Genomic DNA, 26,683 nt, shown 5'->3' on the forward strand with positions numbered 1-26,683 from the left:
ACGGGATATTATGGGAAGCGTCTATTAACCTACTGTAATTCCTATATTTAAATTTCCGCCAATCTGACCGCCAATCTGGGCATCTGCACCTGCTGTCCGGAATCGCTCGCCATATCTCTATTTCCCGCGATCATCGGCATCGATTTGCTCCTTCACCAGAGAATCAATGAACCGTACAGCGCCGCTTTTCTGCGGTGACTTGCGGGCCGCTTCCGGCCAGAGCTCCGCATTGAGAAAATCTGCATCGGCAACGATTGTCGCACGCCCCTGCTCAACCGAACATTGGACGATAAAATCGGCTGTGCTCCAGTCGCAGTTCACATCCGACGCCTCGCTCTCCTTTTCCGGCGCTAGCTTGCCCACTCCCACGCTGGTAAAAACATCGTCACCAAAGTGAAGATTTACGACTTCTGCGCTATTTCCGGCGACACCGACAAGTGCCAGACCCCAGTGACCGAGCAGAGGCGACAGAAACCCGCTGGCCAGCGGTCTGCGTGGATCGCCGAGCGGCAGCCGGGACGGCCAGACCAGATCGGAGTCGGTGAGGATGATGACGGCGCCACCCGCTCGGACCCAGGCGTCAAGATCGGTCAGATCGGCTGGATCCATGGCGCGCGGCTGGGCCAGGATGACGATATCTGGATCTTGCACGGCAAGATTTTCCAGACTGTCGACCGCCGTAATCTCATATTTTTGCTGCCAATAGCGGTAGATCGGCGCTGGTTCCGACCCACCGGAGAGAATCGATTCCATCGAGGCACCGTCGCCCCACACCAGAGGCAGGCTTGTCATGAGCTGGATGCGGGGTTTGGCCTGGGGCGGATCAGGCGGGGATTCGCCAGCGCTGCATTGCGCAAGAACCAGTAAAGCCAACAAGGCCGACGGAACCGTCTGCCATAAACGCGCCAACTAGCGCCGCTCCCGGTCCATCGGCGCGTCCAGATTCGGATCGGGCTTCAAATCCGGTACGGTTTGTCCCGGCAGGTTCGCCGCAGGCTTTTGCGCTTCCGGCTTCCCGGTTGCCGGTGCCGGGGTGAGGCCCAGCTCTGCCAGCGGTTCGGCGGGCTTTTCTTCCGGAGTGCTGGCGAGCGGAGGCGCGCTGCCGGTTGCTTCGGCCTGCATTTCCTCGATCACCGTCTGTTCATGACTGGCGCGCTGAATGACGAAATTGGCGACGCTGACCAGCAGCAGCACCGCTGCCAGACCGACGACACCAACCTGGATGCGCTGCATCGTGTCCTGACGGCCGGTAGTTTGCGCCTTCTTACCCATCATTGTCGAGCCACGGGAATACCGGCAGCCCCTTTTCCCTCAGCCATGCGGCATTGTAGAGCGAGGACAGATAGCGGAAACCGGTATCGCAGAGGATCGTTGCAACCCGGCTGCCCGGGCCCAATTCCTTGCCCAGCGCAATTGCGCCGGCGACATTGATGCCCGATGACATGCCGAGGCAGAGTCCTTCATCCATCAGCAGCCGTTCGACCCACACCAGTGCTTCCTCGTCGGAAATGCGATATTGCCTGTCGATCGGCGCATCTTCCAGATTGCCGGTAATCCGGCCCTGCCCGATACCTTCCGCAACACTACTGCCTTCGGACTTGAGCTCACCATGGGCATAATATTCGTAGAGCGCGGCACCATGCGGGTCGGACAAGGCGATGGTGATATTTTCGTCTTTCGCCTTCAGTCCCATGCCGACGCCGGCCAGCGTGCCGCCAGTACCGACAGCGCAAGTAAAGCCGTCAATCTTGCCGTCCATCTGGTTCCAGATTTCTTCCGCCGTGGTCTCGATATGGGCGCGGCGATTGGCGACATTGTCAAACTGGTTGGCCCAGACAGCGCCCTCGGTTTCTTCCGCAATCCGGCGCGATTGATGGACGAAATGACACTGGCTGGAATAAGGCGCCGCCGGCACCGTGATCAGTTCCGCACCGAGCGCGCGCAACGTATCCATTTTTTCCCGGCTCTGGGTTTCCGGCATGACGATGGTCGATTTATAGCCCTTGGCATTGGCAACCAGCGCGATACCGATACCGGTATTGCCTGCGGTCCCCTCGACGATCCGTCCGCCGGGTTTCAGCAAGCCGCGTTCTTCCGCGTCCTGAATGATGTAGAGCGCCGCACGGTCTTTCACCGAGGCGCCGGGATTGGCAAATTCGCACTTGCCGTAAATGTCACAACCGGCAGCTTCGCTGGGTCCGGAGAGGCGGACGAGCGGCGTGTTGCCGATCAGTTCGAGTGTGTTTGGAATGATGCTCATAGAACAATACATAGTGCGCGCGATTTCGCGCCGCAAGCTTGAAGCCTTTTTAGGGGCAATAGCATTGCTTTAGTCGAGCGATGACGGCGTCGATTCTGCAAAATTGCTGGTACGCAGGGGCAGATTATCATGCTAGACCAATGGAAACTTCTGGCTTGGAATAGGGAATGATAACAACATGCTCGAGAAAAAATATGAATGTTTCGATGTCGAAATAGACAATGGCATCGCTCATATCCGGATGAACCGCCCGGAAAAACTCAACAGCATGAACCGGGCATTCTGGAATGATCTGCCGGAAATCGTCGAGGATATCGATATCAATGCGCGCGCGCGGGTCATTGTGATCAGCTCTACCGGAAAGCATTTTTCCGCCGGCATGGACCTGTCGGTTTTCGCGCCGCAACCGAACAACAAAATCGATGCCGCAGACAAGCATGTGATCGCGGAAATGTTCCGTTCCAACGTCAAACGCATCCAGCACAGTTTCAACGCGCTGGAAGAAGCGCGCATACCCGTATTATTCGCGCTTCACGGTGGCGTCATCGGCGGCGCGATCGACATGATCAGCGCCGGTGACATCCGCTGGTGCACCAAGGATGCGATTTTCTGCATTCAGGAAACCAATATCGGTATGACAGCCGATGTCGGCACCTTCCCGCGCCTGCAACGCTATATCCCCGAGGGCTGGGTCAAGGAAATGGCTTACACCGGCCGCCGGATAGACGCCGCCAAGGCGAAGGAAATCGGACTGGTCAACGATGTGTTCGAGACGCAGGAAGAATGTCTCGCTTATGTCATGGCAACCGCAAAAGAAATCGCCTCCAAATCGCCGCTGGCGGTCACGGGTTGCAAGGTCCTGATCAACTATGGTCGCGATCATAATACGGCGGATACGCTGGACTATATCGGCGTCTGGAACGCAGGTATGTTCCCGCCTTCGCATATTCAGGAAGCGGTCGCCGCCATGGGCGAGAAGCGCGAGCCGGACTTTCCCGATCTGTTGCCTCTCAGAACCACAGCATTGTAGTTTCGCGCGCGCGATCCATCGATGATAAATTTTGTATATGCCCTGATCCCGGTGGTCCTGATCACCGCTCTGGGCTGGCTGCTGGCGCACAGGAATTTCCTGCCCGCCGATGGCTGGCGCGCGATCGAAAGGCTAGTCTATTTCATATTTTTCCCGGCACTGATCATCAATGTTCTGGCCACCGCATCTTTCGATACTGCCCCCTGGGCGATGATATTGGTGCTGATTGGCTCGCAATTGACGCTCGCGATATTCGGGCTGTTCGCCAAACGCGCCGATGACGGACCGCGAAAAGGGTCAATCATCCAGTCCAATGTCCGCTGGAACACTTTCGTCGGCCTGTCCATGGCCAGCGCCCTGTTCGGCGAACCGGGACTGGCGCTAATGGCGATTGCGGTCGCGGTGCTGACACCGACGGCCAATGTCATCTCGGTGCTGGCCCTGACCCATTTCGCCGAGGACACCGGGACAAAAAAGCCGCATGTAATGATGGATATGATCCGCAATCCGCTGATCATCGGTTGCGTGATCGGCATCGCGCTCAATCTGCTGGGCATTGCGCCCACCGGCATTGCCGAAAAAACGCTCGATATATTGGGTCAGGCCACGCTTGCGCTCGGCCTTCTCGTGGTCGGCGCGGCGGTTGATCTCGAGGCGTTCAAGCGGGCGGGCCACACCACTTTGACATGGTCAGCCGTGCGCCTGCTTGGCTTGCCGCTGGTGGCACTGGCTGCAGGATTGATGCTCAGCCTTCAGGCAGACAGTCTTGCGATTGTCATGATCGCCGCCGCCACGCCAACCGCGAGCAGCGGCTATATTTTGGCGAGACAGCTGGGCGGCGACGCTGCTTTATCCGCCAATCTGGTCGCGGTGCAGACCGTCTTTTCGGTTCTGAGCATGCCCGCAATCTACGCGCTCTATCTGCTGACCGTAGGCTGAGAAGCCCACCTTACAATCTCTAGCTCAGGTCAAATTTCTCAGTTACCAGTTTCGCGAGAATTCTGTCGCAGCCGGTATTGTTGCGCTGAAAACAGTCATGCGCTCTCATCGCTTGATAATGGGCGACCAGCGCCGGCCAGCGGGATTTGTCGGGCAGACCGGCCAGCATATCCGTCTGGGCGATCTGTGCGGCGACTGCGATATCGGCAATCGTAATCGTATCGCCAATGAAATGGGAGTGGCCATCGAGCTGCGCTTCAAGATAGTCGTAAAGCGGCGGCAATTTTTCATTCCAGGTCTTGCGAGCGGTTTCGATATCCGGCTCCTTGCGCTGCAACAGATTGAAGATAATCGGCCTGAACACGCCCATACCGCCAGCCATTGCCATGCCGGTATCTGCATATTCCTCGAGCCAGAGCGCGCGGCCATGGTCGAATGCATCGGCGGGATAGACTGCCGGTTCCGGCTGCCGCTTTTCCAGATAGCCACAAATCGCCGAGCTGTCGGTAATCGTCCCGGCAGGGCCGTCTTCGGCAATTTCGCGGTCACGCAGCGAAGGAATGCGGCCGAGCGGGCTGATTGCCTTGTACCAGTCCGGCATGCCCATGACGTTGACGTCCTCGCAATCATAATCGAGTCCCTTGAGCGCCATCACCGCCTCGACCTTGCGCTGGAAGGGAGACAGAGGCGAGCCATAGAGGACGAGAGATGCGGTCATGGGGTGTTTTCTCCTAAAGTTTGGAAGGTCTTTGGCGGATTAATTTGATATTTGAAAGCCCTCTCCCGTGAGGAAGACGGATGCGGAGATTTGGCAGCTTGCTGCCTAGGCGTAACTGAACGAGGGTGTTCTGTGATCAGAAGCGCAGTTCGCCCTCATCCAACATCGCCTGGTTTCGTTCCTCAGCAAGGCTTTGTATCCTTCTCCCTCACGGGAGAAGGGAAAAGAGGCTTTTCAACTCACTTATATTTAATCTCGACCGCATCGGCCGCCTGCTTCGCCAGTTTCCGCGCAGCATCCGTATCCGCTCCGGTCGCCAGTGCAACCGCCATCCGCCGATAGGGCCGGGTCACCGGCTTGCCGAATATCCGCACGTCCACTTCTGCGCCTTCACTGCCCAGCGCCAGCGCTTCCGCCATGCCGGTAAATTCAAACTGCTCGCTGTCCCGATCCGCCAGGATCACCGCGCTGGCGCTGGCTGGTGCGGTTAACGCGATATGCGGGACGGGAAGCCCCATGATGGCGCGGGCGTGGAGGTCGAATTCGCTGAGATTCTGGCCGATAGAGGTGACCATGCCGGTGTCATGCGGTCGCGGGCTGAGTTCGGAGAAGATGACCTCGCCCTGCTTGGTGACGAAGAATTCGACCCCGAACAGGCCCCAGCCCTTGCCGCCGCCACCGAGATTTTCGACGACCTTGCGCGCCATATCCTGCGCGGTGGCTAGAGCCGCATCGGTCATCGCCGCCGGTTGCCAGCTTTCCTGATAGTCACCGCGTTCCTGCCTGTGACCGATCGGCGGACAGAAGAGGATGCCGTCGCGCGTCCGCACGGTCAGCAGAGTGATTTCGTAATCAAAGTCGATGAATTGCTCGACAATTACCCGCGCCCGGTCGCCGCGCATATTGGCGACGGCATAGTCCCACGCCTCTTCCAGCTTATCGGCGCTGTCGACCTTGCTCTGTCCTTTGCCGGAGGAGGACATCACCGGCTTGATCACCAGCGGCAGGCCGATGTCATCCGCCGCGCTGGCGACTTCGCCAAAGCTTTCGGCATAATGGTAGCGCGAGGTGGTCAGGCCCAAGTCCTTGGCCGCGACATCGCGGATCGCGTCGCGGTTCATTGTCAGCTGCGTGGCGCGAGCCGATGGCACGACATGAAAGCCCTCTGCCTCCATCTCGGCGAGAATTTCGGTGCGAATCGCCTCGACCTCGGGAACAATTAAATCGGGCTGATGCTTTTCAATCGCCGCGCGCAGTTTCTCGCCGCCGAGCATCGAGAAAATTTCGCGGGCGTCTGCCACTTGCATGGCGGGGGCATCATCATAGGCATCGCATGCAATAACATAAGCACCAAGCCGCTTGGCCGAAATGGTGAATTCGCGGCCCAGTTCGCCGGAGCCGAGGAGGAGAATTTTTTTGGTGTAGGTCATGGACTGGCCATAGCCAAAGCCAGCAGCCCCGTCATCCTGAACTTGTTTCAGGACCTCGGGCGTCTCTACCGGGAGTTGGTGACAAGAGTGAGGCGGTCCTGAAACAAGTTCAGGATGACGATGGTGACTAAGCTCCCTCGCCCGCCATCATCTCTGCCATCCGGCGGCCCATTTCCTCTTCCGAGACATCCTCGACATGAGTCGACAAGGTCCATTCGTGCCCGAACGGATCTTTCACCCAGCCGGAACGGTCACCGTAAAACTGATCTTCCACCGGACGCACGATTTCGGCACCCGCTGCAACGGCCTTGGCGAAGGCCGCATCGACATCGGGCACATAGATCATCAGGCTCGCGGTCGCACCGCCCCGCTTGTTGGGGCCCAGCTTGTCCATCTCGGGAAATTCATCCGACAACATGATATGGCTGTCACCAATCAGCAGGTCGGCATGGCCGATCTTGTCGCCCATCGGCAGGCGCATCTGCTCGGTCGCACCAAAGGCATCGGCATAGAATTTGATCGCTTCTTCGGCATCATCCACTGTGAGATAAGGTGTGACGCTGTGATATCCGTCTTCTTTCCACTCTGCCATCATCACTCTCCACTCAGATTAAGAGCCGTTTATAGCATATTCCACTCATTTTGCCGAGTCCGCGCAATTACTTATTGATATATTATATCATTACACCTATCCGACAGCCAATTCCCACCTCCAGCAGAGAAGAGATAGTCTTGTCCCATAGAAAATTCCTGATTTCCGCCGCAATCCTGGCATTGCCAGCCGCTCCGGCCTTCGCTCAACAAGATAATAGCGCCGAACAGCGCAGCAAAGGACTGTCCGACGATTTTCACAATGACGACATGATCGTCGTCACCGCTCCCTATGTCGACCAGCTCGACATATTAGCCGGTACTTCTGTCCTGACGGGTGATGAATTGGCAGAAAATCTCCGCGGCCAGATTGGCGACAGCCTGACCGGCCTGCCCGGCGTGTCGTCGACTTCCTTTGCCCCCGGGTCATCGCGTCCTGTGCTGCGCGGTTTCCAGGGACCACGCGTTCGCGTGCTGACGGACGGAATCGGTTCGCTGGATGCATCCAATACTTCGGTCGACCACGCAGTCACCATCGACCCGCTGACCGCTCAGCGGGTCGAAGTGCTGCGCGGCCCCGCGGTGCTCCTGTTTGGCGGTGACGCCATCGGCGGCGCGGTCAACGTGATCGACAAGCGTATTCCCCGCGACATTCCGGACGATGCCGTTCATGTCGACGCGATTGGCGGCTATGGCAGCGCTGCGGACGACTGGAGCATCGCCGGATCGGTCGACGTACCCCTGACATCCAAGCTGGTGATCCACGCTGACGGCAGCTTCCGCGACACCGGTGATGTGAATATACCTGGATATGTTCTCGCCCCTGCGCTGCGCGCAGAAGTGCTGGCTCAGGCCGCTGAAGAAACCGAAGAGGGCCATCTGGACGAAGCAGAAGAGCTGACCGAAACCGCTAACCAGTCCGGCCGGATCGCCAATACTGCGAGCCGCACCCAGACCGCAGGTGCCGGGATCGCCTATATTGACGATGGCGGGAATCTTGGTTTTTCGGTGAGCTATTATGACACGGATTATGGCGTTCCTGCGCGCCCCGGTACCGAACATGCGCACGGCGAAGAAGGTGAGGAAGAAGAGGAAGGCCATGAGGAAGAGGGCCCGGTCACCATCGGCCTGAAGCAATACCGCGCCGACCTGCGCGGCGGCGTTAATATGGGCGGATTTTTCGAATCTCTCAATTTCCGCGCCGGCTATTCCGACTATGAACATACCGAATTCGAGGGTGACGAGATCGGCACCGTCTTTTCCGTTTCGGGTATAGAGGCTCGCGCTGAACTGGTGCAGGCGGATCATGACGGCTGGCGCGGCGTGATCGGGACACAGGTATTGGTCCGCGATTTCAACGCTGTCGGCGCAGAAGCCTTCGTGCCCAAGAACAGTCTGGAAAGCTGGGCGCTGTTCACCGTTCAGGAAGTTGATCTCGGCAATTGGGAAGTGGAAGGCGCGATGCGCGTTGAACAGACCGACATTGCCGCCAACAGCATCAGCTTTGACCGCAGCTTCAACACATTGTCCGGCGCCATCGGCCTGGCCTATGCTCCCGATGACAGCGCCCTGAAGATCGGCACCAATATTTCCCGGTCGGAACGTGCGCCCTCGGCAGAAGAGCTGCTCTCCGACGGACCGCATATCGCTACCCAGGCCTATGAAATCGGCAATGCGGACTTCACCACCGAGAAAAGCTGGGGTGGCGAGCTATATGCCCGCTGGGATGGCGACAATGTCCAGCTTAGCGCGACCGCCTATGCCAATTTCTTCGACGATTATATTTTCGAGACGGAAACCGGTGCGGAGCAAGACGGACTGCCCGTCTTCCAATATTTCCAGCGCGATGCGACCTATTATGGCTTCGAAGCCTCGGCATCGGTGATGTTCGCGCGAGCAGGCGGTTTCGACTTTATCGCCGACGGCGTGGCCGACTATGTCAGGGCCAAGATCAACAATGGCGGCGGCGCGGTTCCGCGTATCCCGCCGCTGCGGCTGCTGGGCGGGCTCAAGGCGCATAGCGACAATCTCGACTTGCGCGCAGAAGTCGAATGGTCCGACGACCAGAACAGGGTTGCGGCCTTTGAAACCGCGACCGACAGCTTTACCATGGTCAATGCATCAGCAGCATGGCGTCCGTTCGGCAAGGATGGCGGGGTTACCCTCCTCGCCTCGGCCAATAATATTTTCGACGTCAATGCCCGCCGTCATGCGTCGTTCACTAAAGACTATGTACCTCTGTCCGGTCGTGATATTCGCGTCAGTGCAAAGTTCAGTTTTTAGGATATTTTGATATGCAGAAAATTACCGCAGCGATCTTGATTTCTACAATGGTTCTCCTCAGCGCCTGCGCGACCGTCAAAGGTGTCGGCAAGGACATTGAGTCGGTTGGCGAAGCCGGCCAGGACGCGATTGACTGATCGCTATTAGCTCCGAGCTTGTCGAAGTGCACCTCTCACAGGAGAGGCGTGGTTCGACAAGCTCACCACTAACCCATCAAGCTATTCAATACCGCTCAGGGTGTGATTTCTTTGCTCTTCTTCCGCTCGGTGATCCACATGATCAGTAGCGAGATTTCATAAAGCAGGATCAGCGGAATACCGAGCATCAGCTGCGACACCACATCCGGTGGGGTCAGGATCGCGGCCAGAGCAAAAGCCCCGACAACCATATAGCGGCGCATGCCCCTTAACTGCTCTCTGCTTACGATTCCCGCCCGGTTGAGCAACAGCAGCAGCACCGGCAACTGGAAACACACGCCGAAGGCCAGAATGAACTGCATCACCAGCGACAGATAGTCGCCCATCGCCGGCAAGGCTTCCTGCTGCAGGCCGCCAACCGGTCCTTCAAATCCCAGAAAGAATTTGAACGCGGTCGGCATGACGATAAAATAAGCAAGCGATGCGCCCGCCATGAACAATAGTGGTGTGGCAATCAGAAAGGGCAGAAATGCCTTTTTCTCTTTTGCGTAGAGCCCTGGCGCGACAAAGGCCCACAGCTGATTGGAAATGATCGGAAAAGCGAGGAAAAAGGCCGCGAACATCGCAACCTTGATCTCGACGAAAAAGGCTTCGTAAAGCTTGGTGTAAATGATCTTGCCTTCGCCGGCGGGGAAGGCATCGGTCAGCGGCTGCACCAATATCCCGAAAATCTCGTCGGCGAAAAATATGCTGATCAGAAATGCCACGGTCAGCGCTGCTACCGACCATAGAAGCCGCTGACGCAGCTCGATCAGATGCTCGATCAGCGGCGCCTTGCTTTCATCAAGATCCGGCTTGCTTTGATCGTTCACGGCTTGGAATCATCCACCGGCGGAAACTCGGCCCGGCCCTCTGAAGAAACAGGTGGTTCGGAAATATCTGCGGGAGGTCCGGCCAGCGGTTCCATCTTCGGTTCATCCGCCGCGCTGTCATCGGGAAGCGCGGGATGTTCGCTCATGATCCGTTCGTTTTCGGACGCCCATTTCTTTTCCATTTCCTGAAGCTCGGCTTCGCGGACCATGGCATCAAGCCCGGTACGGAAATTGGCCATCACGCCGCGTCCTTTGGCCATCCATTTTCCTGCCGTCGCCAGGGCGCGCGGCAATTCCTTGGGGCCGATTACGACAACGGCAATAATCGCGATAATCGCGATCTCGGATATGGAAAGGTCAAACATATATCATGCGGCCCTAAGTCCAGAGGCCGGCCTGATCAAACAGCCGTTTTATCTGCGGTCTTGCTGTTATCGGCTGACCTGTCGCCGGTCTTGCTGTCAATCTTCGGAGGGGGGGTGGCAGCGTCCGCTTCTTCCTCGGTAATGCCCTTTTTAAAGGAACGGATGCCTTTGCCGACATCACCCATCATTTCAGAAATCCGGCCACGGCCAAACAGAACCAGAACCAGCGCCGCTACAATTAAAATCTGCCAAACACTCGGTTGCATGCGATATTCTCCTTAAGCGCTCTATTTAAGCGCTTTCAATCTCGTTTTCCAGCAAAACACCATCATCATCTACGAATTCTCGCTCTACGGACTCTTCAGCGGCCTGATCCACTTCCGATTCTGCTTCTGCGTCCAGTTCCATTTGCTCCAGCACAAGGTCGACGGGGTCCAGCAATCCTGCGGCTTTCAGGTCCTCGATACCCGGCAGATCCTTGCGACTTTGCAATCCGAAATGGGTGAGGAATTCTGCTGTGGTGGCGTAAATCAGTGGCCGTCCCGGCACTTCGCGCCGGCCCGCCGGGCGCACCCATCCTGCTTCCATCAGCACATCGAGCGTGCCCTTGGCGACCTGAACGCCCCTTATTGCCTCGATTTCAGCGCGACTGACCGGTTCATGATAGGCGATGATCGCCAGCGTCTCCATGCCGGCACGGCTGAGCTTGCGCATTTCCGCCCGTTCGCGGCGCAAAAGATGCGAAAGATCCTGCGCGGTCTGGAAATGCCAGCGGTCGCCGGTTTTGATCAGGACGATACCGCGATGCTGAAAATCCTCTTGCAGGTCGTCCAATATCTGGCGGATATCCAGCTCTTCACCGACATAGGCCTTGATATCGGCGATCGTCATCGGCTTTTCGGAGGCAAAAAGCGTCGCCTCGACCGCACGCTTGCCGATATCCATGGCCTCGGGCATCGGATCAATCAGGCTGCTGTCTTCGATGTCATGTTCACCCATGGGTCGTCGCCTTTATTCTGAGCGGTGAAAAACTTTCTTCCTGCTGCAATATCAGCTTCCCTTGCCGGGCGAGTTCCAGTGTCGCCAGAAAACTGGACGCTAGCGCCGATTTGCGCAATTCGGGCGGCGCGCCGGGGGGCAGAAAATGCCGGATATCCATCCAGTCGATTGCTTCTCCGAGCATCAGCGACACCCGGGTCAGCGCATCCTCCAGCGTCATCACCATCCGCTGCCGGACAATATGGATTGCCGGCGCCCCGCGAACCTTTACGCGGGCATAAGCGGCAATCAGGTCATAATATTCGGCCTGCCACTGCCGCTCCTTCACGACCCGCAGCCCCTCCGGAGCACCGCGCATGAAGACGTCGCGACCGATCCGGTCCCGTGCCAGCAGACGCGCACCGGATTCCCGCATCGCGTTCAGCCGCTCCAGCCGCATCTGCAACCGCAGCGCCAGCTCTTCGGGCGATGGCTCGATTTCAGGATCACGGGGCAGCAGCAGTCCGGATTTCAAATAAGTCAGCCAGGCCGCCATTACCAGATAATCGGCGGCCAGTTCCAGCCGCAGCGTCTGGGCGCTGGCGATATATTTGAGATATTCCTGGACCAGCTCGAGGATCGATATCTCGCGCAAATCGACTTTCTGGTTGCGGGCCAGCGCGAGCAACAGATCAAGCGGCCCTTCCCAGCCGTCGATATTGAGGGTCAGCGACCCTTCGTCGGATGCCGCCGGCTCGGGCGGGAAGAAGAACCCTTCATCCTGGGGCTCGTCGCTCATGCTACCGCTGCCATCAGCCCGTCGCGCCGGGCGAGCAAGCTGGCCAGTTCATCCGGGTGGTCGGGAGCTGTCATGCCGGCAATGGTCGCCATTGCGTCATCCAGCCTTTGCTGGGTTTTTTCGGACATCGGTGCCAGCCGTTCGGCAATCCCGGTCATATCGTCCATTCTGGCCCAGCAATTGAGCGCGATGTCGCAGCCCGCAGCCTGGGCCCGTTCGGCCCGCTCCGGAACCGTGCCGGAGAGCGCCTCCATATCCAGATCGTCGGTGAACAGCAGACCGTCAAAACCGATCCGGTCGCGGATGATATCCTGCACAACGGTTTTCGACAGGGTCGACGGCGTTTCCGCATCCCACGCCGTAAACAACAAATGACCGGTCATGCCCATTTGCGCCTTGTTCAGCATCTGGAACGGAGCGAGATCAAGCTCAAGCTCCTCGTCGCTGGCGGTTACTGTCGGCAAAGCCTTATGCGTATCAACGCTGGTCCGGCCATGGCCCGGCAAATGCTTGACCACACCGACCACACCGCCGCGCTGCAAGCCGTCCAGAATCGCCCGGCCCAGAGCCGCAACCCGCATCGGTTCGCTGCCCAGAGCGCGGTCGCCGATGACGTTATTGGCGTCCGGCTGGCGGACATCGAGCAACGGATGGCAATCGACGGTGATCCCCACTTCGCTGAGGGTGACCGCAATCGCCTGGGCATTGAGCCGCGCCGCTTCGATCGCGGTCGCCGGGGCAATGTCGTAGAGCTTGTCGAAAACTTCCCCGGCGGGGAATTTGGGCCAGAGCGGCTCCTGCATCCGCGCTACGCGACCGCCTTCCTGATCGATCAGGATCGCCAGATCATCGCGGCCATGGATCGCGCGCAGCTCGTCGGTCAGCGCCCGCAATTGCGCCTTGCTTTCGATATTGCGACCGAAGATGATATAGCCCGCAGGATCGCTATCGCGGAAAAATGATTTTTCAGCGGGGACCAGGCTCAGACCCGAAATTCCGAATACCGCCGGTGTCATAGCCATGATGAACTCTTCTCACGCAACATGTCTTATACTCGCGCTGTTTCGCAGCCGCGTAAAGGCGAAAGCGCCGTTATCCACAGCGCTTCAACCGTCTATTGCGGCAAAATCAGCGAACGACCAGGCAGCTTTCGCCAGCGGCCTTGAGATTATTGCATATCTCCTGGGCCGCCTCACGACTTGGTGCGACCGCGTTCAGCCGGTAAATCGTACCACCATCCAGATTGCCGGGGATGACCTTCTTCGGCAGCGAGCCGATCGATTCAAACCGGCGGGCATAGCCGGACCAGCTGCTATCCGCGAGGCTGGCAGAGCTGAACGCACCTAGCTGGATCAGGGCGCTCCCTGCAGCATCTGCGGCTGGCGCCGCGTCGGATTTGCGGATCGGTGCCTCGGTTGCGACCGGATCACCCATTTGTGCCGGTGTTTCCTGACCTTCGCTGGCGGCGAAGCTGGCATCGCCCTCGCCTTCAAATTTCCTTGCCTGCGGATCGTCAGGACGAACCTTGTAATCGCCTTCCTGCGCTGCGATCAGTTCGCCACTGCCATCGAGCCCGCCACCATCGCGGTTCTGCAGCCAGTAGATGCCGCCGACAATTGCCGCCAAGAGAAGCAAGCCGACACCGACGAACAATGCCACACGGACCGGCGAATATTCACCGTCGTCGTCATAATCTTCCGCCGATTCCAGCCAGGGCAGACGATCTTCGTCATCGAGATCAAGATTATCGCGGGTGGTGTCTGACATGTTTTGCTCCGTTAGCCAAAGGGCTGATCACATCGATTCTGCGGCCTCTACGCCCATCAATGCAAGACCGTTCTTCACAGTCTGCCCTATATTCTTGGCTAAGAAAAGCCTCGCAGAAGTCATTTCCGGGTCGTTAACCATTATGATCCGCTTGTCAGGCCGGTCATTGCCGAGATTATAATAGGCGTGAAATGCGGCTGCGAGGTCGTTCAGATAGAATGCGACTCGGTGGGGCTCACGCGATGCGGCCGCCGATTCGATGATCCGCGGAAATTGCGCCGCCATTTTGATGAGGTCCATTTCCTCTTCACCAAGCCGGTCGAGATGATCGGCGGAAGGCATCACCCCTTCGTCTGCCGCCTTGCGCAGCATCGACTGGATCCGGGCATGGGCATATTGCACGTAGAAAACCGGATTGTCGCGAGAGGCTTCCATCACCTTGGCAAAATCAAAGTCCATCTGCGCATCGGCCTTGCGCGTCAGCATGGTGAAACGCACGGCGTCCTTGCCGACTTCTTCGACCATATCGGCGATGGTGACGAAATTGCCGGAGCGTTTGGACATTTTCTCCGGCTCGCCGTTGCGCAGCAGGCGCACCATCTGGACAAGCTTCACGTCAAATTTGGTCTTGCCGCCGGTCAGCGCCGCCACAGCAGCCTTGATCCGCTTGACCGTACCGCTGTGATCGGCACCCCAGATATCGATCAGTTCGTCTGCCGATTGTGCTTTCTGGTAATGATAGGCGAGATCGCCGCCGAAATAGGTCCAGCGCCCGTTGGATTTCTTGATCGGGCGATCCTGATCATCACCAAATTGAGTCGAACGGAACAGCGGCAGTTCGACCGCTTCCCAATCCTCGATCACCTTGCCCTTGGGCTGCTCCAGCACCCCGTCATAGACAAGATCGCGGGAGCGCAGCTCGGCTTCGGCAATATCCGCCTTGCCCGCCTCGTGCAGTTCGGCTTCGGAAGAGAAGACGTCGTGCCGTATACCCAGCATGGCAAGATCAGAGCGGATCATGTCCATCATCTTGGCAACCGCCGCCTTGCGGAAGATCAGCAACCAGTCGGCTTCTGCAGCATCTTTATATTTGTCGCCAAATTCGGCAGCCAGTGCCTCGCCAACCGGCTTCAGATAATCACCCGGATAAAGCCCCTCGGGTATCGCACCGATATCCTGACCGAGCGCTTCCAGATAACGCAGATGGGCCGAACGGGCGAGCGTGTCGACCTGCGACCCGGCGTCATTGACATAATATTCGCGGATCACCTTGTTACCGACGGCCTCGAGCAGATCGGCCAGCGCATCACCGACCACCGCGCCGCGGCAATGGCCCATGTGCATCGGTCCGGTCGGGTTGGCCGAGACATATTCGATGTTGACGGTGATGCCCTTGCCCTTGTCCGACCGGCCATATTCCGGACCCAGCTGCTCGATTTCGAGCAATTCGCCTAGCAATACGGGAGCCGCAACCCGCAGGTTGATAAATCCGGGACCGGCGATGTCCACAGATTGCACATCATCCAGCGCACCCAGATTTTCCGCAATTTTCTCCGCCAGATCGCGCGGTTTCATGCCCGCTGCCTTTGACAGGACCATCGCCGCATTGGTCGACAGATCTCCGTGCGACGGATCGCGTGGCGGCTCCAGCGTGACATTCGACCGGTCGATCCCGGCCGGAAGAATTGCCGCTTCGGTCAGTTCATCCAATATCGCATCAATATGCTTTTGAAAAATGTGGAACAGCATGATGGGTTCAATTCGTCATAGGAGAAGGGGCCCGATTTGATCAGGCACGAACATTCGTCAATTGAGGCAACCCTATCGGGTAGCGTTATATTGTAACTGTGCCTGGCTCAGTTGAAAACCGACAAGCATTTCGAACGAAGACCGCGCAACCGCCGCCTTGATCGTCGGATCGGCCAGCGGATCGAGCGCTGCATCGGGATCACCGGCCTTGCGGCGGCGAGTCAGGCGCTCAATTACATCGTCCGGCAAACGCGCGGCGGAGGCATCGACATAGGAACCAGCCTTGGCTGCGGCCGTTGCCCGATACGCACCATCGGCAAATTGCAGCGTCACATTACCGACCCGCTTGGCGACCACGGCAGTACCGCCCTGGACGACCGTCGAGAAATAGGGGATCGTGACCGTACGGGCACCGGCTGGATTCATCCGCGATGCATGGACATCAAATGCCGCTTCGCTGTAAATTCGCGCGCTTTCGCTATTGCAGGTCGTACGGACATTGGTGATGTAGGCGACCACATCAATGGCGCTGGCGTCGGTGCTGCTTGCAGGATTGAAGATCGTGATGTCGCCGGTGTGGTCGGGAACCGCAACCGCCGGGCAACCGCTGCGGATAACCGAAATACCGACGCCCGAGCTCAAGTCGATCGCGCCTTCTTTGGCACATCCGGTAACGGCCAGAACCGCGACCCCTGCCATTATCATCTTTTTCAACCGGCCATTCGCCATCATTTTCAATCCTTGCCTTTGATCACGGGCATCACACATAGGTTCCATGCGCGCCGATAAAAATTTCGCAACCCTTATCTGGGCCTTTAATGCGGTGCAACCGTCCATAAGATGAACAGACAGGCTTTTCGCCGGTGAACTTATTCCCTAAGAGCTAAAAACATGATTCATTCCGATAAGCAGAAACGGCAGATAGACTTGCTTGTGGCCGCGCCTCGCGGCTTTTGTGCAGGCGTCGACAGGGCGATAAAAATCGTCGAGCTGGCGATAAAAAAATATGGCGCACCGGTCTATGTCCGCCACGAAATCGTCCACAACCGCTATGTCGTCGATGAATTGAAGAAACTGGGCGCGATATTTGTCGAGGAACTGGACGAAGTGCCCGACGGTGTCCCGGTGGTATTTTCGGCCCATGGCGTCCCCAAGGCGGTACCGCATAAAGCGGAAGAACGCGGGCTGGAATATCTCGACGCGACCTGCCCGCTGGTGTCCAAGGTGCATCGTCAGGCGGAACGGCAGACCGAAGCCGGCCGGCATATCATCTTTGTCGGTCACGCCAATCACCCCGAGGTTATCGGCACTTTCGGCCAGGTCGACGACGGCCAGATGACCTTGGTTGAAACGCTGGACGATGTGCACGCGCTGCAACCGGCGGACCCGGAAGCGCTCGCTTTCCTGACCCAGACCACCCTTTCCGTCGATGACACCCATGCCATCGTTGCGGCGCTGCAGGCCCGTTTTCCGACTATTGTCGGGCCTAAAGGCGAGGATATTTGCTACGCCACCTCCAATCGCCAGGATGCGGTGAAAAAAATCGCCGACAGCTGTCAGCTTGTTCTGGTCATCGGCGCGCCCAACAGTTCCAATAGCCTACGTCTGGTAGAAGTTGCCGAACGCGGAGGCGCAACCGCGAAATTGATTCAGCGGGCCAGTGAGATCGACCTCGCCTGGCTGGACGGTGTCAGCAAACTGGGATTGACCGCCGGCGCGTCGGCACCGGAAATATTGGTGCGCGAAGTCATAAGCCTGCTCGAGGAGCATTTCGATATCGAGCAGGAAAAAGTCGAGACCACCAAGGAAAATATGGTCTTCAAACTGCCGCGCGGACTCGAACCGGCCTGATGGCGGTCTATACGAAGGTCAGCGCAGAGGAAATCGACCGGTTCCTGACCCGTTTCGATGTCGGCACTCTGGTGTCCGTCAAGGGCATCGCCGAAGGGGTGGAGAACAGCAATTATCTGCTCGAAACAACGCAAGACAAGTTCATCCTGACATTATATGAAAAACGGGTCGATCCGGCGGACTTGCCATTTTTCATCGAACTGCTTGATCACTTAGCGCAACACGGTTGCCTGGTGCCACCGATGATTGCCGACCGCGAAGGCACGAAGATACAGCAACTCTGCGGACGCAGCGCCTGCCTGATCACCTTTCTCTCAGGGGTGTCGGTAAGTCACCCGACAACCGCTCAGGCCCGAGCAACCGGGAAAGCCTTGGGGGATATGCACCGGGCCCTTGCGGATTTCGAACTAGAGCGCCGCAACAGCATGGATCACGATGGCTGGCGGACGCTGGCTGACCAATGTGGCCCCGCACAGCTCGACGAAATCGCGCCAAGCCTGGCAGATGCGGTTTCGCAAGAACTCGACCATCTCGACAAATATTGGCCGCATGACCTGCCCCGATCGGCGATTCATGCCGACCTGTTTCCGGACAATGTGCTGATGCTGGACGACCGGGTGACCGGGCTGATCGACTTTTATTTCTCCTGCACCGACATCCGCGCCTATGATCTCGCGGTGACCCATGCGGCCTGGTGCTTTTCCGAGGATGGCGCGGATTTCCACGAACCGATATCCCGAGCGCTGATCGAAGGCTATATATCGGCCTTTCCGATCAGCGACGCCGAACGGCAGGCGCTTCCTTTGCTGGCCCGCGGTGCAACTCTGCGCTTTCTGCTGACACGGGCCTATGACTGGATCAACACCCCGGCTGGCGCGCTGGTGACGCGCAAGGACCCGCAGGCCTTTCTCAACCGGCTGCAATATTACCAGACCCACAAGGATATTTTCACCGCATGACCGAGACGAAAATTGTCGAAATCGCCACCGATGGCGCATGCAAGGGCAATCCCGGGCCGGGTGGCTGGGGCGCGTTGATCCGTCATGGCGACACAGAAAAAGAAATATCCGGTGGTGAGCCGGATACGACCAACAACCGCATGGAATTGCGCGCCGCGATCGAAGCGCTCAACGCGCTGAAGCGCCCTTGCAAGGTGAAGCTATCGATCGACAGCAAATATGTGAAAGACGGTATTACCAAGTGGATTTTCGGCTGGCAGAAAAACGGCTGGCGGACAGCCGCGAGAAAGCCGGTCAAAAATGCCGACCTCTGGCAGGATCTGTTAAAGGCGGTAGAGCCCCATCATATCGAATGGCACTGGGTCAAGGGCCACGCTGGCGACGCTGACAATGAGCGCGCAGACCAATTGGCCAGCGACGCTGCCATGAACGTCGTGGCCAATCGCCGTAGTTTTTAGGGTCAGTCCCTAGCTATTGTCTTCAATCTCGGCATCCGGTCCATTTTTCTGGATCGAACTGATCGCATTTTTGGCGCTCGCCTTGCTGGAATAGCCTTCGGTCGCGAAAATGATCTCGCTGTTATATTTGAAGCGAACACGAAACTCGCCCTTCTTGTCTTTCCAGATTTCAAATTTATGCGCCATTGCCATCCTCTCCTTCTGTTGGATGGGCAAACTATTGCGCAATCCACCCGTCCGCGCAACCGGCCCGTTGTAAAACGATGTTTCCTAGGAAAAGCGTGACGCTGTGTAGAGGCTGGCGTCAACGGCATGAAGGCTTTCGTCGGGATCTTGTCCCAGCAGCACGGATCGGGCCAGTTTTGCGGCAGCAGGCGCCGTCTGGATGCCGAAGCCACCCTGCCCCGCGAACCAGAAAAAATCATCGGCTGCGGCGTCAAATCCGATCACCGGCAGCCGGTCCGGTGCGAAGCTGCGCAAGCCGGCCCATTTCCGGCTGACCCGCTTAACCTCTACGTCCATGACCTTTTCGAACCGGTCGATGGCAAGGGCAACGCTCATCTCGTCGGGTGCGACGTCGCCCGGCTCGGACGGAATTTCGTCGTGCGGACTGAGCCAGTAGCCGCCGCCGGCTTCCGGCTTGAAGTAAAAACTGCCATCCAGTCCAACGACCAGCGGTGTTGCCTGCGTTGAAGGCGGGGCGGTTTCGATCTGCACCATATTGCGGATCATAGGCTGGATGCCGACCGGCTTCACATCGGCCATCCGCGCTATGTCATCGGCCCAGGCACCTGCCGCGTTGACCAGCACAGGCGCACGATAGGATTCACCTCCGGCGATCAATTCCCATATCCCGTCCTTCTTCCGGATCTGGCTTACCGGCGCCCGGCAGATCAGCTCGACAGATTTGCGTCTCGCATCTCTCAGATAGGCGGCATGCAGGGCGGCCACATCGATATCACGGCAATCCGGCTCATGGACCGCATGTTTCCATATCGGCTTCAGATTCGGAACCAGGGCAACGGCTTGCTCCCAGGACCAGCGATCCATGGACAGTCCGCTCTCGGCGAAATCGCTCAGGAACTGGTCGGCCAGATGTTGCTGATCGTCCCGGCCGATGTTGACCGCACCGCGCGGGCCAAGAAAAGCGGATTCTGAAAATTCCGACGGCGGGTTTTCCAGAAATTCTTGCGAGGCCGATGTCAGCGGCTGCACCAGCGGACCGCCATAGCTCTCCGTCCAGAAGGCTGCTGAACGACCGGTCGAATGATAGCCGGGATGATCCTCGGCCTCGAGCAGCAGAACCGAACGATCCGCGCCGATTTCGGAGGCGATGCTGGCGCCGGCGATACCGGCTCCGATTATGATGACGTCAAATTGCTTCATTTTTTAGGGGCCACACGGTCGAGAAAGGAAAAACAGCTGTCGAGTGCATCGTCGCGCACTTCATCAACTTCACGGAAAATTTCGTGCGCGGATTCCGCACCAAAGAGCTTCATCTCGGCCTTGGGCATCAGATGCACGGCACGCTCGATCGTCGGATGATCGACCAACTCGTCGGTCGATGTCGCCAGCACCAGAACGGGTATATCCATTTGCATCAGCCTTTTGCGATTGCGCAAGGATCGGGTCGAGGAATAGGCGCGTTCCACCCATCGCCAGCTCGCCGGTCCCAGCCGGACGAAGGGACGCTCGCGGAACCAGAAAAACTCGTCCGAATAGCGGTCGGCATCATGGGTCAGTAGAGCCTGGCGTGGTACATAGGGTTCCAGCGGGTTTTCGATCGGTTTCCAGGCACGCCGTTCGCCGCGACCGATGAGGCACATGATCTTGGCGGCCAGCTGCGCGGTCCACTCCGGCATGCCGCCACCCGCCGGAGCCAGCATCGGCGCGCTCAATATCGCCGCATCGGGACGGATGCGCTGCTCGGTCATCGCCCGCAACACCAGATGCCCGCCCATACTGTGGCCCAGCACTATATGCGGCCCGAGATGGGTGGCACGCCAGTCGTCAAACACCGCTACCAGATCCGTCACCCATGTCGCGAAATCGTCGATATGGCCGACATGCGGGTGCGGCCCGCAACGGCCCGATCCGCCCTGTCCGCGCCAGTCGACCGAAGTGACATTCCAGCCGTGCGCGTGGAAATCGTGAAATGTTTCGAGATATTTTTCGTAGAAATCGGCCCGGCCGGTCATGAAGAGAATGGAGCCTCGCGGTCCGCCCGGCCCATCATCCTGCAGCCAGTCTAGTTTCCGGAACTCCCAGCCATCCGGACCGATCCATGTCTCTTCCGTGGCGTCTTCTGGAACCGACCGGCGATCAAAGCGCTCGTCTTTCAAGTCTGTCATATCACGCTTTATCGTTGTCACAGGGTCGGACAAAAACCGTTCCGGAAATCATGGTTACTATTTGGTAAGGCAAATTAACTAGACGGTCTGTCCATGGATAGCGAAACCTTCATCTACTTGCTCTGGGGCGGATTGGCAATTGCACTGATTGCAGCCGCGATTACCGATCTCAAAAGCCGCCATATATCGAACTGGCTGAATCTCGGCATTGCTCTGGGAGCACCGGTCTTCTGGATATCCAGCGGCATGACCGTCTGGCCGGAGATGATCGGGCAATTAGGTCTGGCTGCCATCATATTCACCATATTTGCAGGAATGTTCGCGGTCGGGGCAATGGGCGGGGGTGATGTCAAACTGCTGACGGCCCTGTCTTTGTGGATGCACTGGCTGACATTTCTGGAACTGCTGGTGATCATGTCGATCGCGGGCGGTCTGCTGACGATGTTAATGATGATCAGCAAAACGATCCGAAAGACCGAAGGTCCAATAAAGGTTCCTTACGGGGTAGCCATCGCTTTTGCCGGGCTCTGGATGATCCTGGGCATCACGGGACATAGTTCACAAACGATATTTTAACCATTTTACTCGAAAGAGGCAATGACCGCCAATGGAACCATTTGGGCGGGGGCATTCAGGAGGCGTTAGACGTCATGGAAAAGAAGAAAATCATTTTGCTGATTGGCGCACTGATCGTGGCTGCGGTTACGGCGTTGCTAGCAAAAAATATGTTTGATGGTGCCTCCGCGCCACAAGTTGCTGCCAAGAAGGCCGAAGTGGTGGGCGAAGAAGTCCTCGTCGCAACCCGCGCGCTTCCCGTTGGCACGATCATCACGCCAGACAGTTTCCGGTTCCAGCCATGGCCGAAGGATTTGATCGAAGACGCTTATTTCATGAAGGAAAGCACCGACGTGGAGACGCTTGCCGGTACCGTTGTCCGCAATCCGGTCACCGCCGGCCAGCCGCTTACCAAAGGCTCTCTCGTAGCGCCGGGTGATCGCGGCTTCCTTGCTGCTGCGCTCGGCCCTGGCATGCGCGCAGTCACCATTCCCGTATCGGGTCTGACCGGCGTCGCCGGCTTTGTATTCCCGGGTGACCGGGTCGACCTGATGCTGACCCAGTCGGTGCAGGGAGAAGGTCCCGAGCTCAAGGTTTCCGAAACCGTGATCCGCAACCTGCGGGTCCTGGCCACCGACAACCGGGTGACCGCATCCACCAATGAAGAGGGACAGCAAATTGCCAAGAAGGCAAAGCTGGTCACTCTCGAAGCCACACCGAAAATTGCCGAACAGATCTCGGTTGCCCAGACGCTGGGCACATTGAGCCTGTCGCTACGTTCGCTCGCCGACAGCGCTGCCGAACTGGAAGAAGCCATTGCATCCGGCGCAATCAAGCTGCCGAAAACGGATGATCCGGTTGTTGAAGCCGACATGATCCGTTCGCTGGCTGCGCGCCCCACCAGCACTAAATCAACCTTCTCGACCGGAGGCGACGTGTCGCGCTTTGAAACGCGCTCGCCACCGCCACTGGCCGAAAAGGAAAAACCAAGAGGTCCGGTCGTCCGCGTCGCGCGTGGCAATACGGTCAATGACATCGAATTTGGAGACAAGTAATGGCCGTAGTATATGCACAGCATAGCCGTTCGGCGAAAAAGGCAATCGGCGTTACCGTCGTCGCCGCTCTCGCCCTGGCTCTGGCTGCCAACAGCACCACTGCGCTTAACGCCCAGTCGGTCAACATATCTCAGCCGGATTCGCGAATTTCCATCGCGGTAGGCCGTGGCAAGTTAATCACTCTGCCTTCGCCGATCGAAGATATTTTCATCGCTGAAAATGCCATCGCCGATGTTCAGGTACGGTCACCGCGTCAAATCTATATTTTCGGCAAAAAGGGTGGTCAGACCAGCTTTTACGCTACCAGCGCCTCCGGGAAAGTCATCTATTCGGCGGAAGTCGCAGTCGGTGCAGAAATTTCATCGATTGACCAGATGCTGAATCTGGCCATGCCAGAAGCGAATATTGCGGTCAGCACGACCAACAATTTCGTGCTGCTGACCGGCACCATCGCCAATCCCGATGATGCGGAGGAAGCTGAAAATCTGGTACAGGCATTTGTCGGCGATGCCACCCGCGTCGTTAGTCGCCTGAAAACCGCGACGCCGATGCAAGTCAATCTGAAGGTCCGTTTTGCCGAAGTCAGCCGTTCGCTGGCGAAAGAAATCAACGGCAATCTGCTGACCCGGGATACAACCGGTGGCTTCCAATTTGGCGTATCGCGCGGTCGCAGTTTCGGTTCGATCACCGATTTCGACACCTCGGCATTCCCCAATCTGGATGCATCAAGTCTGTTTGGCTTGCCCGCAGGTTCGGTTTCGCTTCCGTTCAACACCGCAACCGGCCAGTTCGTGACTGCCGGCGGGACCGCTTTCAACTATAACGCCGGTTCAGAGCTCAACACAATCCAGGCAGCAGGCCGCCTTTTCGGCATCGACATTGCCACCGCCTTGGACGTGTCCGAGCGCGTTGGTCTTGTCAGCACATTGGCATCGCCAAATCTGACCGCCATTTCGGGAGAAACCGCAACCTTCCTGGCTGGCGGCGAGTTTCCCATTCCTATTTCAACCGGTCTGGGTGAAGTCTCCGTTCAGTATAAGAATTACGGGGTAAGCCTGTCTTATACGCCGACCGTGCTCTCTAACGGCCGGATTTCCATTCGCGTTGCACCGGAAGTGTCGGAAATAACCACCAACGGCGCCGTCATCATCAACGGTTTCAGCATACCTGCGGTATCCACCCGACGGGCAGAGACCACAGTCGAGCTGGGATCTGGTGAAAGCTTCATGATCGCCGGTCTGATGCAGAATAGCTACAACTCGGCAATCGCGAAAACTCCGGGTCTGGCGGATGTCCCTATCCTTGGCGCCTTGTTCAAGTCCGATGGCTATAGTCGCAATGAAACGGAACTGATGATCGTGGTTACGCCATATCTGGTAAAACCGGTCAGCGACAGCGAGATTGTTTTGCCGACCGACGGCTTCAAGGCCGCCAATGACGCGGAACGGTTCCTCATGAACCGTAACCATAGCGGTTCCAGTGGCGATCGGCCCAAGCCGAGCGTGGCTCCAGCGACCCCGGAAAGCCAGAGCTTTGGCAGCCTGGAGAGCCCGGCTGCGGTCCAATCGGCCAAAAAATCCAAGAAGTCCGGCGGCACTGCTCCCGGTTTCAGTTTCGACAAATAAGCTCGGTCAGGAGAATAGTTCATGCGCATCGTTTCAATGGCACTCATCACCGCCCTCGGGCTCTCGGTTACCGCTTGTGGCAGCAACACCGCGAACCGCAGCGTCTATAGCGAACGCCAACCGGTCGTTTCCAAATCGAACTTCGTGCTCGATCTGAGTGCGGGCAATGGCGGACTGTCCGCGGCGGAGCAAAATCGCCTGTCCGGCTGGTTCGACGCTCTCGAACTTGGCTATGGCGATCGCGTTTCGATCGATGACCCGAGCTATTCTACCAGCGCCGTGGCAAAGGCGGCTGTCGAAAATATCGTGGCCAGCTACGGATTGCTGATCAGCGAAACCGCACCCGTGACCGAAGGCAATATTCCTTCGGGTCAGATGCGGGTTGTGGTGACGCGCACCACGGCTTCGGTGCCGGGATGCCCCGATTTCAGCCATCGCAGCCACACAGACTTTCAGGCGCGTACGAGCGCCAACTATGGTTGCGGCACGAACAGTACGCTCTCTGCCATGATTGCCAATCCGGAAGATCTCGTCCGCGGCCAGAATGCCGATGGTGAAGATCAGGCGCAGGCTTCCAAGGCCATCCGTGCCTATCGTGACAAGCAAGTTGGAGGACAATAATGAACGCTCCCTGGAAACCCGGCTCGGCCAACGGACGTGAACCATTTGCCGCCTTCGTTTGTGATGATGACACGCTGGAAATGCTCCGTTCGGTTGCCGAAGAAATGGGCTGGTCGGTCGACAAATGTAGCAAGGGTGGACTGCGCAACGCCGTCCAGACCCTTTCCGTTTCTGCCAGTCCCAATATATTGCTGGTGGATCTGTCGGAATCCGGTGATCCGCTGAACGACATCAACTCGCTGGCCGAAGTCTGCGAACCGGGCACTGTCGTGATCGCCATGGGTCAGGTCAACGATGTTCGCCTCTATCGCGATTTAATCGTCAGCGGCTTGCAGGACTATCTGCTGAAACCCTTCAGTCCGGATCAGTTGCGCGACGTATTGTCGCAGGCGCAAGCAGTCATCAACGCCCCGAAAATGGACGATGCGCTGGCCGAAAAACCACATATTTCCACGGCCGTTATCGGCACTCGTGGCGGTGTCGGCGCTTCGACCATTGCCACTTCTCTGGCCTGGCTGCTCAGCCACGACCGGGAGCGCCTGACCGCGCTGCTCGATCTGGATGTCCATTTCGGCACCGGTGCGCTGTCACTGGACCTGGAGCCCGGTCGCGGCCTTACCGATGCGATCGACAATCCGAGCCGGATTGACGGGCTGTTTATCGAGCGCGCGATGATCAAGGCTAATGAAAAGCTGTCGCTACTGTCCGCAGAAGCGCCGATTAACTCGCCGATCCTGACCGATGGCACCGCGTTTTTCCAGTTACAGGAAGAATTTCGCGCCGCCTTCGACTGCACGGTGATCGATTTGCCGCGCGACATGCTGATCAACTATCCCCATCTTCTGGGTGATGTGAATGCGACCGTCATCGTGACGGAACTGACGCTGGCTTCGGCGCGAGACTGCATTCGTTTGCTGTCCTGGCTGAAATCCCACGCTGCACAGAGCAAGGTCTATGTCGTTGCCAACAAGGTGCAGACCACCAATCTGGAAATCGGCCGTCAGGATTTTGAAAGCTCCATCGAGCGCAAGATCGACATCATGATTCCCTATGATGCCAAGACCGCAGCACAGGCTGCGAAATTGGGTCAGGCAATGGTGGAGGCCGGCAAGTCCAGCAAAGCCTCGGCGAAAATAATCGAGCTGACGAGCCTGGTGCTCGGATCCGCAAGTGGCGGGGCAAATCCCGAAGACGCGGACAACAAGAAATCTTTCATGGATAAATTTGGCGATTTCAAATCATTTCTGCCGTCAAAAAAAGCCAAAGAGGATGCTCCTAAAGTCTGAAGCG

The 26,683-nt window shown here is 57.8% G+C and carries 30 protein-coding genes; 12 read left to right on the forward strand and 18 right to left on the reverse strand.

Going from position 1 to position 26,683, the window contains the following annotated elements; genetic code table 11:
• Positions 1–117 precede the first annotated feature (117 nt).
• Genes ACWFTY_RS13820 through ACWFTY_RS13830 form a run of 3 tightly spaced genes read right to left on the reverse strand, consistent with a single transcriptional unit; the run spans position 118 to position 2,260 of the window.
• Positions 118–909, reverse strand: a complete 792-nt coding sequence (locus ACWFTY_RS13820; protein ID WP_447524768.1) for a Gldg family protein — start codon at positions 907–909, stop codon at positions 118–120.
• Entirely contained in the window at positions 910–1,275 is a 366-nt protein-coding gene (locus ACWFTY_RS13825; RefSeq protein WP_447524769.1) for a hypothetical protein, read from the reverse strand. It lies immediately after the preceding gene.
• Positions 1,265–2,260: a cysteine synthase A gene (locus tag ACWFTY_RS13830; protein ID WP_447524770.1), complete on the reverse strand. Its 996-nt coding sequence runs from the start codon at positions 2,258–2,260 to the stop codon at positions 1,265–1,267. The genes ACWFTY_RS13825 and ACWFTY_RS13830 overlap by 11 nt, the downstream gene beginning before the upstream one ends.
• Positions 2,261–2,438: 178 nt before the next feature.
• Here ACWFTY_RS13830 and ACWFTY_RS13835 point away from each other — a divergent pair, with 178 nt between their 5' ends.
• Together ACWFTY_RS13835 and ACWFTY_RS13840 are read left to right on the forward strand one after the other, a co-directional pair.
• Positions 2,439–3,290, forward strand: coding sequence for a crotonase/enoyl-CoA hydratase family protein (locus ACWFTY_RS13835; RefSeq protein WP_447524771.1), 852 nt, complete (start codon positions 2,439–2,441; stop codon positions 3,288–3,290).
• 21 nt (positions 3,291–3,311) lie between these two features.
• Positions 3,312–4,229 carry an AEC family transporter gene (locus tag ACWFTY_RS13840; protein WP_447524772.1) on the forward strand — a complete coding sequence of 306 codons (918 nt, stop codon included), beginning with the start codon at positions 3,312–3,314 and terminating at the stop codon, positions 4,227–4,229.
• Between the two features lie 19 nt (positions 4,230–4,248).
• Here the strand turns inward: ACWFTY_RS13840 and ACWFTY_RS13845 are convergent, their stop codons facing one another.
• The 3 genes from ACWFTY_RS13845 to ACWFTY_RS13855 form a co-directional block, all read right to left on the reverse strand.
• On the reverse strand, positions 4,249–4,947 hold the full coding sequence (locus tag ACWFTY_RS13845; RefSeq protein WP_447524773.1) for a glutathione S-transferase family protein: 699 nt from the start codon (positions 4,945–4,947) through the stop codon (positions 4,249–4,251).
• Positions 4,948–5,186: 239 nt separating this feature from the next.
• Positions 5,187–6,377 (reverse strand): formate-dependent phosphoribosylglycinamide formyltransferase, encoded by a 1,191-nt coding sequence (purT, locus tag ACWFTY_RS13850; RefSeq protein WP_447524774.1) that lies wholly within the window; start codon positions 6,375–6,377, stop codon positions 5,187–5,189.
• 127 nt (positions 6,378–6,504) lie between these two features.
• Positions 6,505–6,969 (reverse strand): VOC family protein, encoded by a 465-nt coding sequence (locus ACWFTY_RS13855; protein WP_447524775.1) that lies wholly within the window; start codon positions 6,967–6,969, stop codon positions 6,505–6,507.
• Between the two features lie 140 nt (positions 6,970–7,109).
• On the opposite strand from ACWFTY_RS13855, the gene ACWFTY_RS13860 reads away from it, so the two are divergent.
• Together ACWFTY_RS13860 and ACWFTY_RS13865 are read left to right on the forward strand one after the other, a co-directional pair.
• Entirely contained in the window at positions 7,110–9,251 is a 2,142-nt protein-coding gene (locus ACWFTY_RS13860; protein ID WP_447524776.1) for a TonB-dependent receptor, read from the forward strand.
• A 47-nt stretch (positions 9,252–9,298) separates the two neighbouring features.
• Positions 9,299–9,388, forward strand: a complete 90-nt coding sequence (locus ACWFTY_RS13865) for an entericidin A/B family lipoprotein (protein WP_447526898.1) — start codon at positions 9,299–9,301, stop codon at positions 9,386–9,388.
• A 95-nt stretch (positions 9,389–9,483) separates the two neighbouring features.
• Here ACWFTY_RS13865 and tatC read toward each other — a convergent pair whose 3' ends face one another.
• The 9 genes from tatC to ACWFTY_RS13910 all read right to left on the reverse strand — a co-directional run bounded on the left by tatC (position 9,484) and on the right by ACWFTY_RS13910 (position 16,650).
• Entirely contained in the window at positions 9,484–10,260 is a 777-nt protein-coding gene (tatC, locus tag ACWFTY_RS13870; protein WP_447524777.1) for a twin-arginine translocase subunit TatC, read from the reverse strand.
• The gene (tatB, locus tag ACWFTY_RS13875; protein ID WP_447524778.1) at positions 10,257–10,625 is read right to left on the reverse strand and encodes a Sec-independent protein translocase protein TatB; all 369 of its coding nucleotides are present in this window, start codon (positions 10,623–10,625) and stop codon (positions 10,257–10,259) included. The genes tatC and tatB overlap by 4 nt, the downstream gene beginning before the upstream one ends.
• Positions 10,626–10,660: 35 nt before the next feature.
• Positions 10,661–10,891, reverse strand: a complete 231-nt coding sequence (locus tag ACWFTY_RS13880) for a twin-arginine translocase TatA/TatE family subunit (protein WP_447524779.1) — start codon at positions 10,889–10,891, stop codon at positions 10,661–10,663.
• Positions 10,892–10,916: 25 nt separating this feature from the next.
• Positions 10,917–11,582 (reverse strand): SMC-Scp complex subunit ScpB, encoded by a 666-nt coding sequence (gene scpB, locus ACWFTY_RS13885; protein ID WP_447526899.1) that lies wholly within the window; start codon positions 11,580–11,582, stop codon positions 10,917–10,919.
• A 34-nt stretch (positions 11,583–11,616) separates the two neighbouring features.
• Complete coding sequence (locus tag ACWFTY_RS13890; protein ID WP_447524780.1) at positions 11,617–12,402, reverse strand: segregation and condensation protein A; 786 nt, start codon at positions 12,400–12,402, stop codon at positions 11,617–11,619.
• Complete coding sequence (gene nagZ, locus ACWFTY_RS13895; protein WP_447526900.1) at positions 12,399–13,418, reverse strand: beta-N-acetylhexosaminidase; 1,020 nt, start codon at positions 13,416–13,418, stop codon at positions 12,399–12,401. Before nagZ ends, ACWFTY_RS13890 begins: the two co-directional genes overlap by 4 nt.
• A gap of 112 nt (positions 13,419–13,530) precedes the next feature.
• Entirely contained in the window at positions 13,531–14,169 is a 639-nt protein-coding gene (locus ACWFTY_RS13900; protein WP_447524781.1) for an SPOR domain-containing protein, read from the reverse strand.
• Positions 14,170–14,196: 27 nt separating this feature from the next.
• On the reverse strand, positions 14,197–15,921 hold the full coding sequence (argS, locus tag ACWFTY_RS13905; protein ID WP_447526901.1) for an arginine--tRNA ligase: 1,725 nt from the start codon (positions 15,919–15,921) through the stop codon (positions 14,197–14,199).
• A gap of 69 nt (positions 15,922–15,990) precedes the next feature.
• Positions 15,991–16,650 (reverse strand): hypothetical protein, encoded by a 660-nt coding sequence (locus tag ACWFTY_RS13910; RefSeq protein WP_447524782.1) that lies wholly within the window; start codon positions 16,648–16,650, stop codon positions 15,991–15,993.
• Positions 16,651–16,809: 159 nt separating this feature from the next.
• Here ACWFTY_RS13910 and ispH point away from each other — a divergent pair, with 159 nt between their 5' ends.
• The 3 genes from ispH to rnhA are packed head-to-tail and all read left to right on the forward strand — an operon-like array spanning position 16,810 to position 19,186.
• Positions 16,810–17,769, forward strand: coding sequence for a 4-hydroxy-3-methylbut-2-enyl diphosphate reductase (gene ispH / locus ACWFTY_RS13915; protein WP_447524783.1), 960 nt, complete (start codon positions 16,810–16,812; stop codon positions 17,767–17,769).
• Entirely contained in the window at positions 17,769–18,728 is a 960-nt protein-coding gene (gene thrB, locus ACWFTY_RS13920; RefSeq protein ID WP_447524784.1) for a homoserine kinase, read from the forward strand. Before ispH ends, thrB begins: the two co-directional genes overlap by 1 nt.
• Positions 18,725–19,186 carry a ribonuclease HI gene (rnhA, locus tag ACWFTY_RS13925; protein WP_447524785.1) on the forward strand — a complete coding sequence of 154 codons (462 nt, stop codon included), beginning with the start codon at positions 18,725–18,727 and terminating at the stop codon, positions 19,184–19,186. The genes thrB and rnhA overlap by 4 nt, the downstream gene beginning before the upstream one ends.
• A 9-nt stretch (positions 19,187–19,195) precedes the next feature.
• Here rnhA and ACWFTY_RS13930 read toward each other — a convergent pair whose 3' ends face one another.
• From ACWFTY_RS13930 to ACWFTY_RS13940, 3 genes are all read right to left on the reverse strand, one after another.
• On the reverse strand, positions 19,196–19,372 hold the full coding sequence (locus tag ACWFTY_RS13930; RefSeq protein WP_447524786.1) for a YegP family protein: 177 nt from the start codon (positions 19,370–19,372) through the stop codon (positions 19,196–19,198).
• A gap of 84 nt (positions 19,373–19,456) precedes the next feature.
• On the reverse strand, positions 19,457–20,572 hold the full coding sequence (locus ACWFTY_RS13935; RefSeq protein WP_447524787.1) for an NAD(P)/FAD-dependent oxidoreductase: 1,116 nt from the start codon (positions 20,570–20,572) through the stop codon (positions 19,457–19,459).
• Entirely contained in the window at positions 20,569–21,537 is a 969-nt protein-coding gene (locus ACWFTY_RS13940) for an alpha/beta fold hydrolase (protein WP_447524788.1), read from the reverse strand. Before ACWFTY_RS13940 ends, ACWFTY_RS13935 begins: the two co-directional genes overlap by 4 nt.
• Positions 21,538–21,630: 93 nt before the next feature.
• Between ACWFTY_RS13940 and ACWFTY_RS13945 the strand changes: the two genes are divergently transcribed.
• The 5 genes from ACWFTY_RS13945 (at position 21,631) to ACWFTY_RS13965 (ending at position 26,679) form a co-directional block, all read left to right on the forward strand.
• The gene (locus ACWFTY_RS13945) at positions 21,631–22,113 is read left to right on the forward strand and encodes an A24 family peptidase (RefSeq protein WP_447524789.1); all 483 of its coding nucleotides are present in this window, start codon (positions 21,631–21,633) and stop codon (positions 22,111–22,113) included.
• Positions 22,114–22,187: 74 nt separating this feature from the next.
• Positions 22,188–23,147: a Flp pilus assembly protein CpaB gene (gene cpaB, locus ACWFTY_RS13950; RefSeq protein ID WP_447524790.1), complete on the forward strand. Its 960-nt coding sequence runs from the start codon at positions 22,188–22,190 to the stop codon at positions 23,145–23,147.
• Positions 23,147–24,772 (forward strand): type II and III secretion system protein family protein, encoded by a 1,626-nt coding sequence (locus tag ACWFTY_RS13955; protein WP_447524791.1) that lies wholly within the window; start codon positions 23,147–23,149, stop codon positions 24,770–24,772. Before cpaB ends, ACWFTY_RS13955 begins: the two co-directional genes overlap by 1 nt.
• Positions 24,773–24,793: 21 nt before the next feature.
• Positions 24,794–25,393 (forward strand): CpaD family pilus assembly protein, encoded by a 600-nt coding sequence (locus ACWFTY_RS13960; RefSeq protein WP_447524792.1) that lies wholly within the window; start codon positions 24,794–24,796, stop codon positions 25,391–25,393.
• Positions 25,393–26,679, forward strand: a complete 1,287-nt coding sequence (locus tag ACWFTY_RS13965; RefSeq protein ID WP_447524793.1) for an AAA family ATPase — start codon at positions 25,393–25,395, stop codon at positions 26,677–26,679. Before ACWFTY_RS13960 ends, ACWFTY_RS13965 begins: the two co-directional genes overlap by 1 nt.
• Positions 26,680–26,683: the final 4 nt, after the last annotated feature.

It is taken from the genome of Parasphingorhabdus sp. NYA22, from assembly GCF_976973735.1.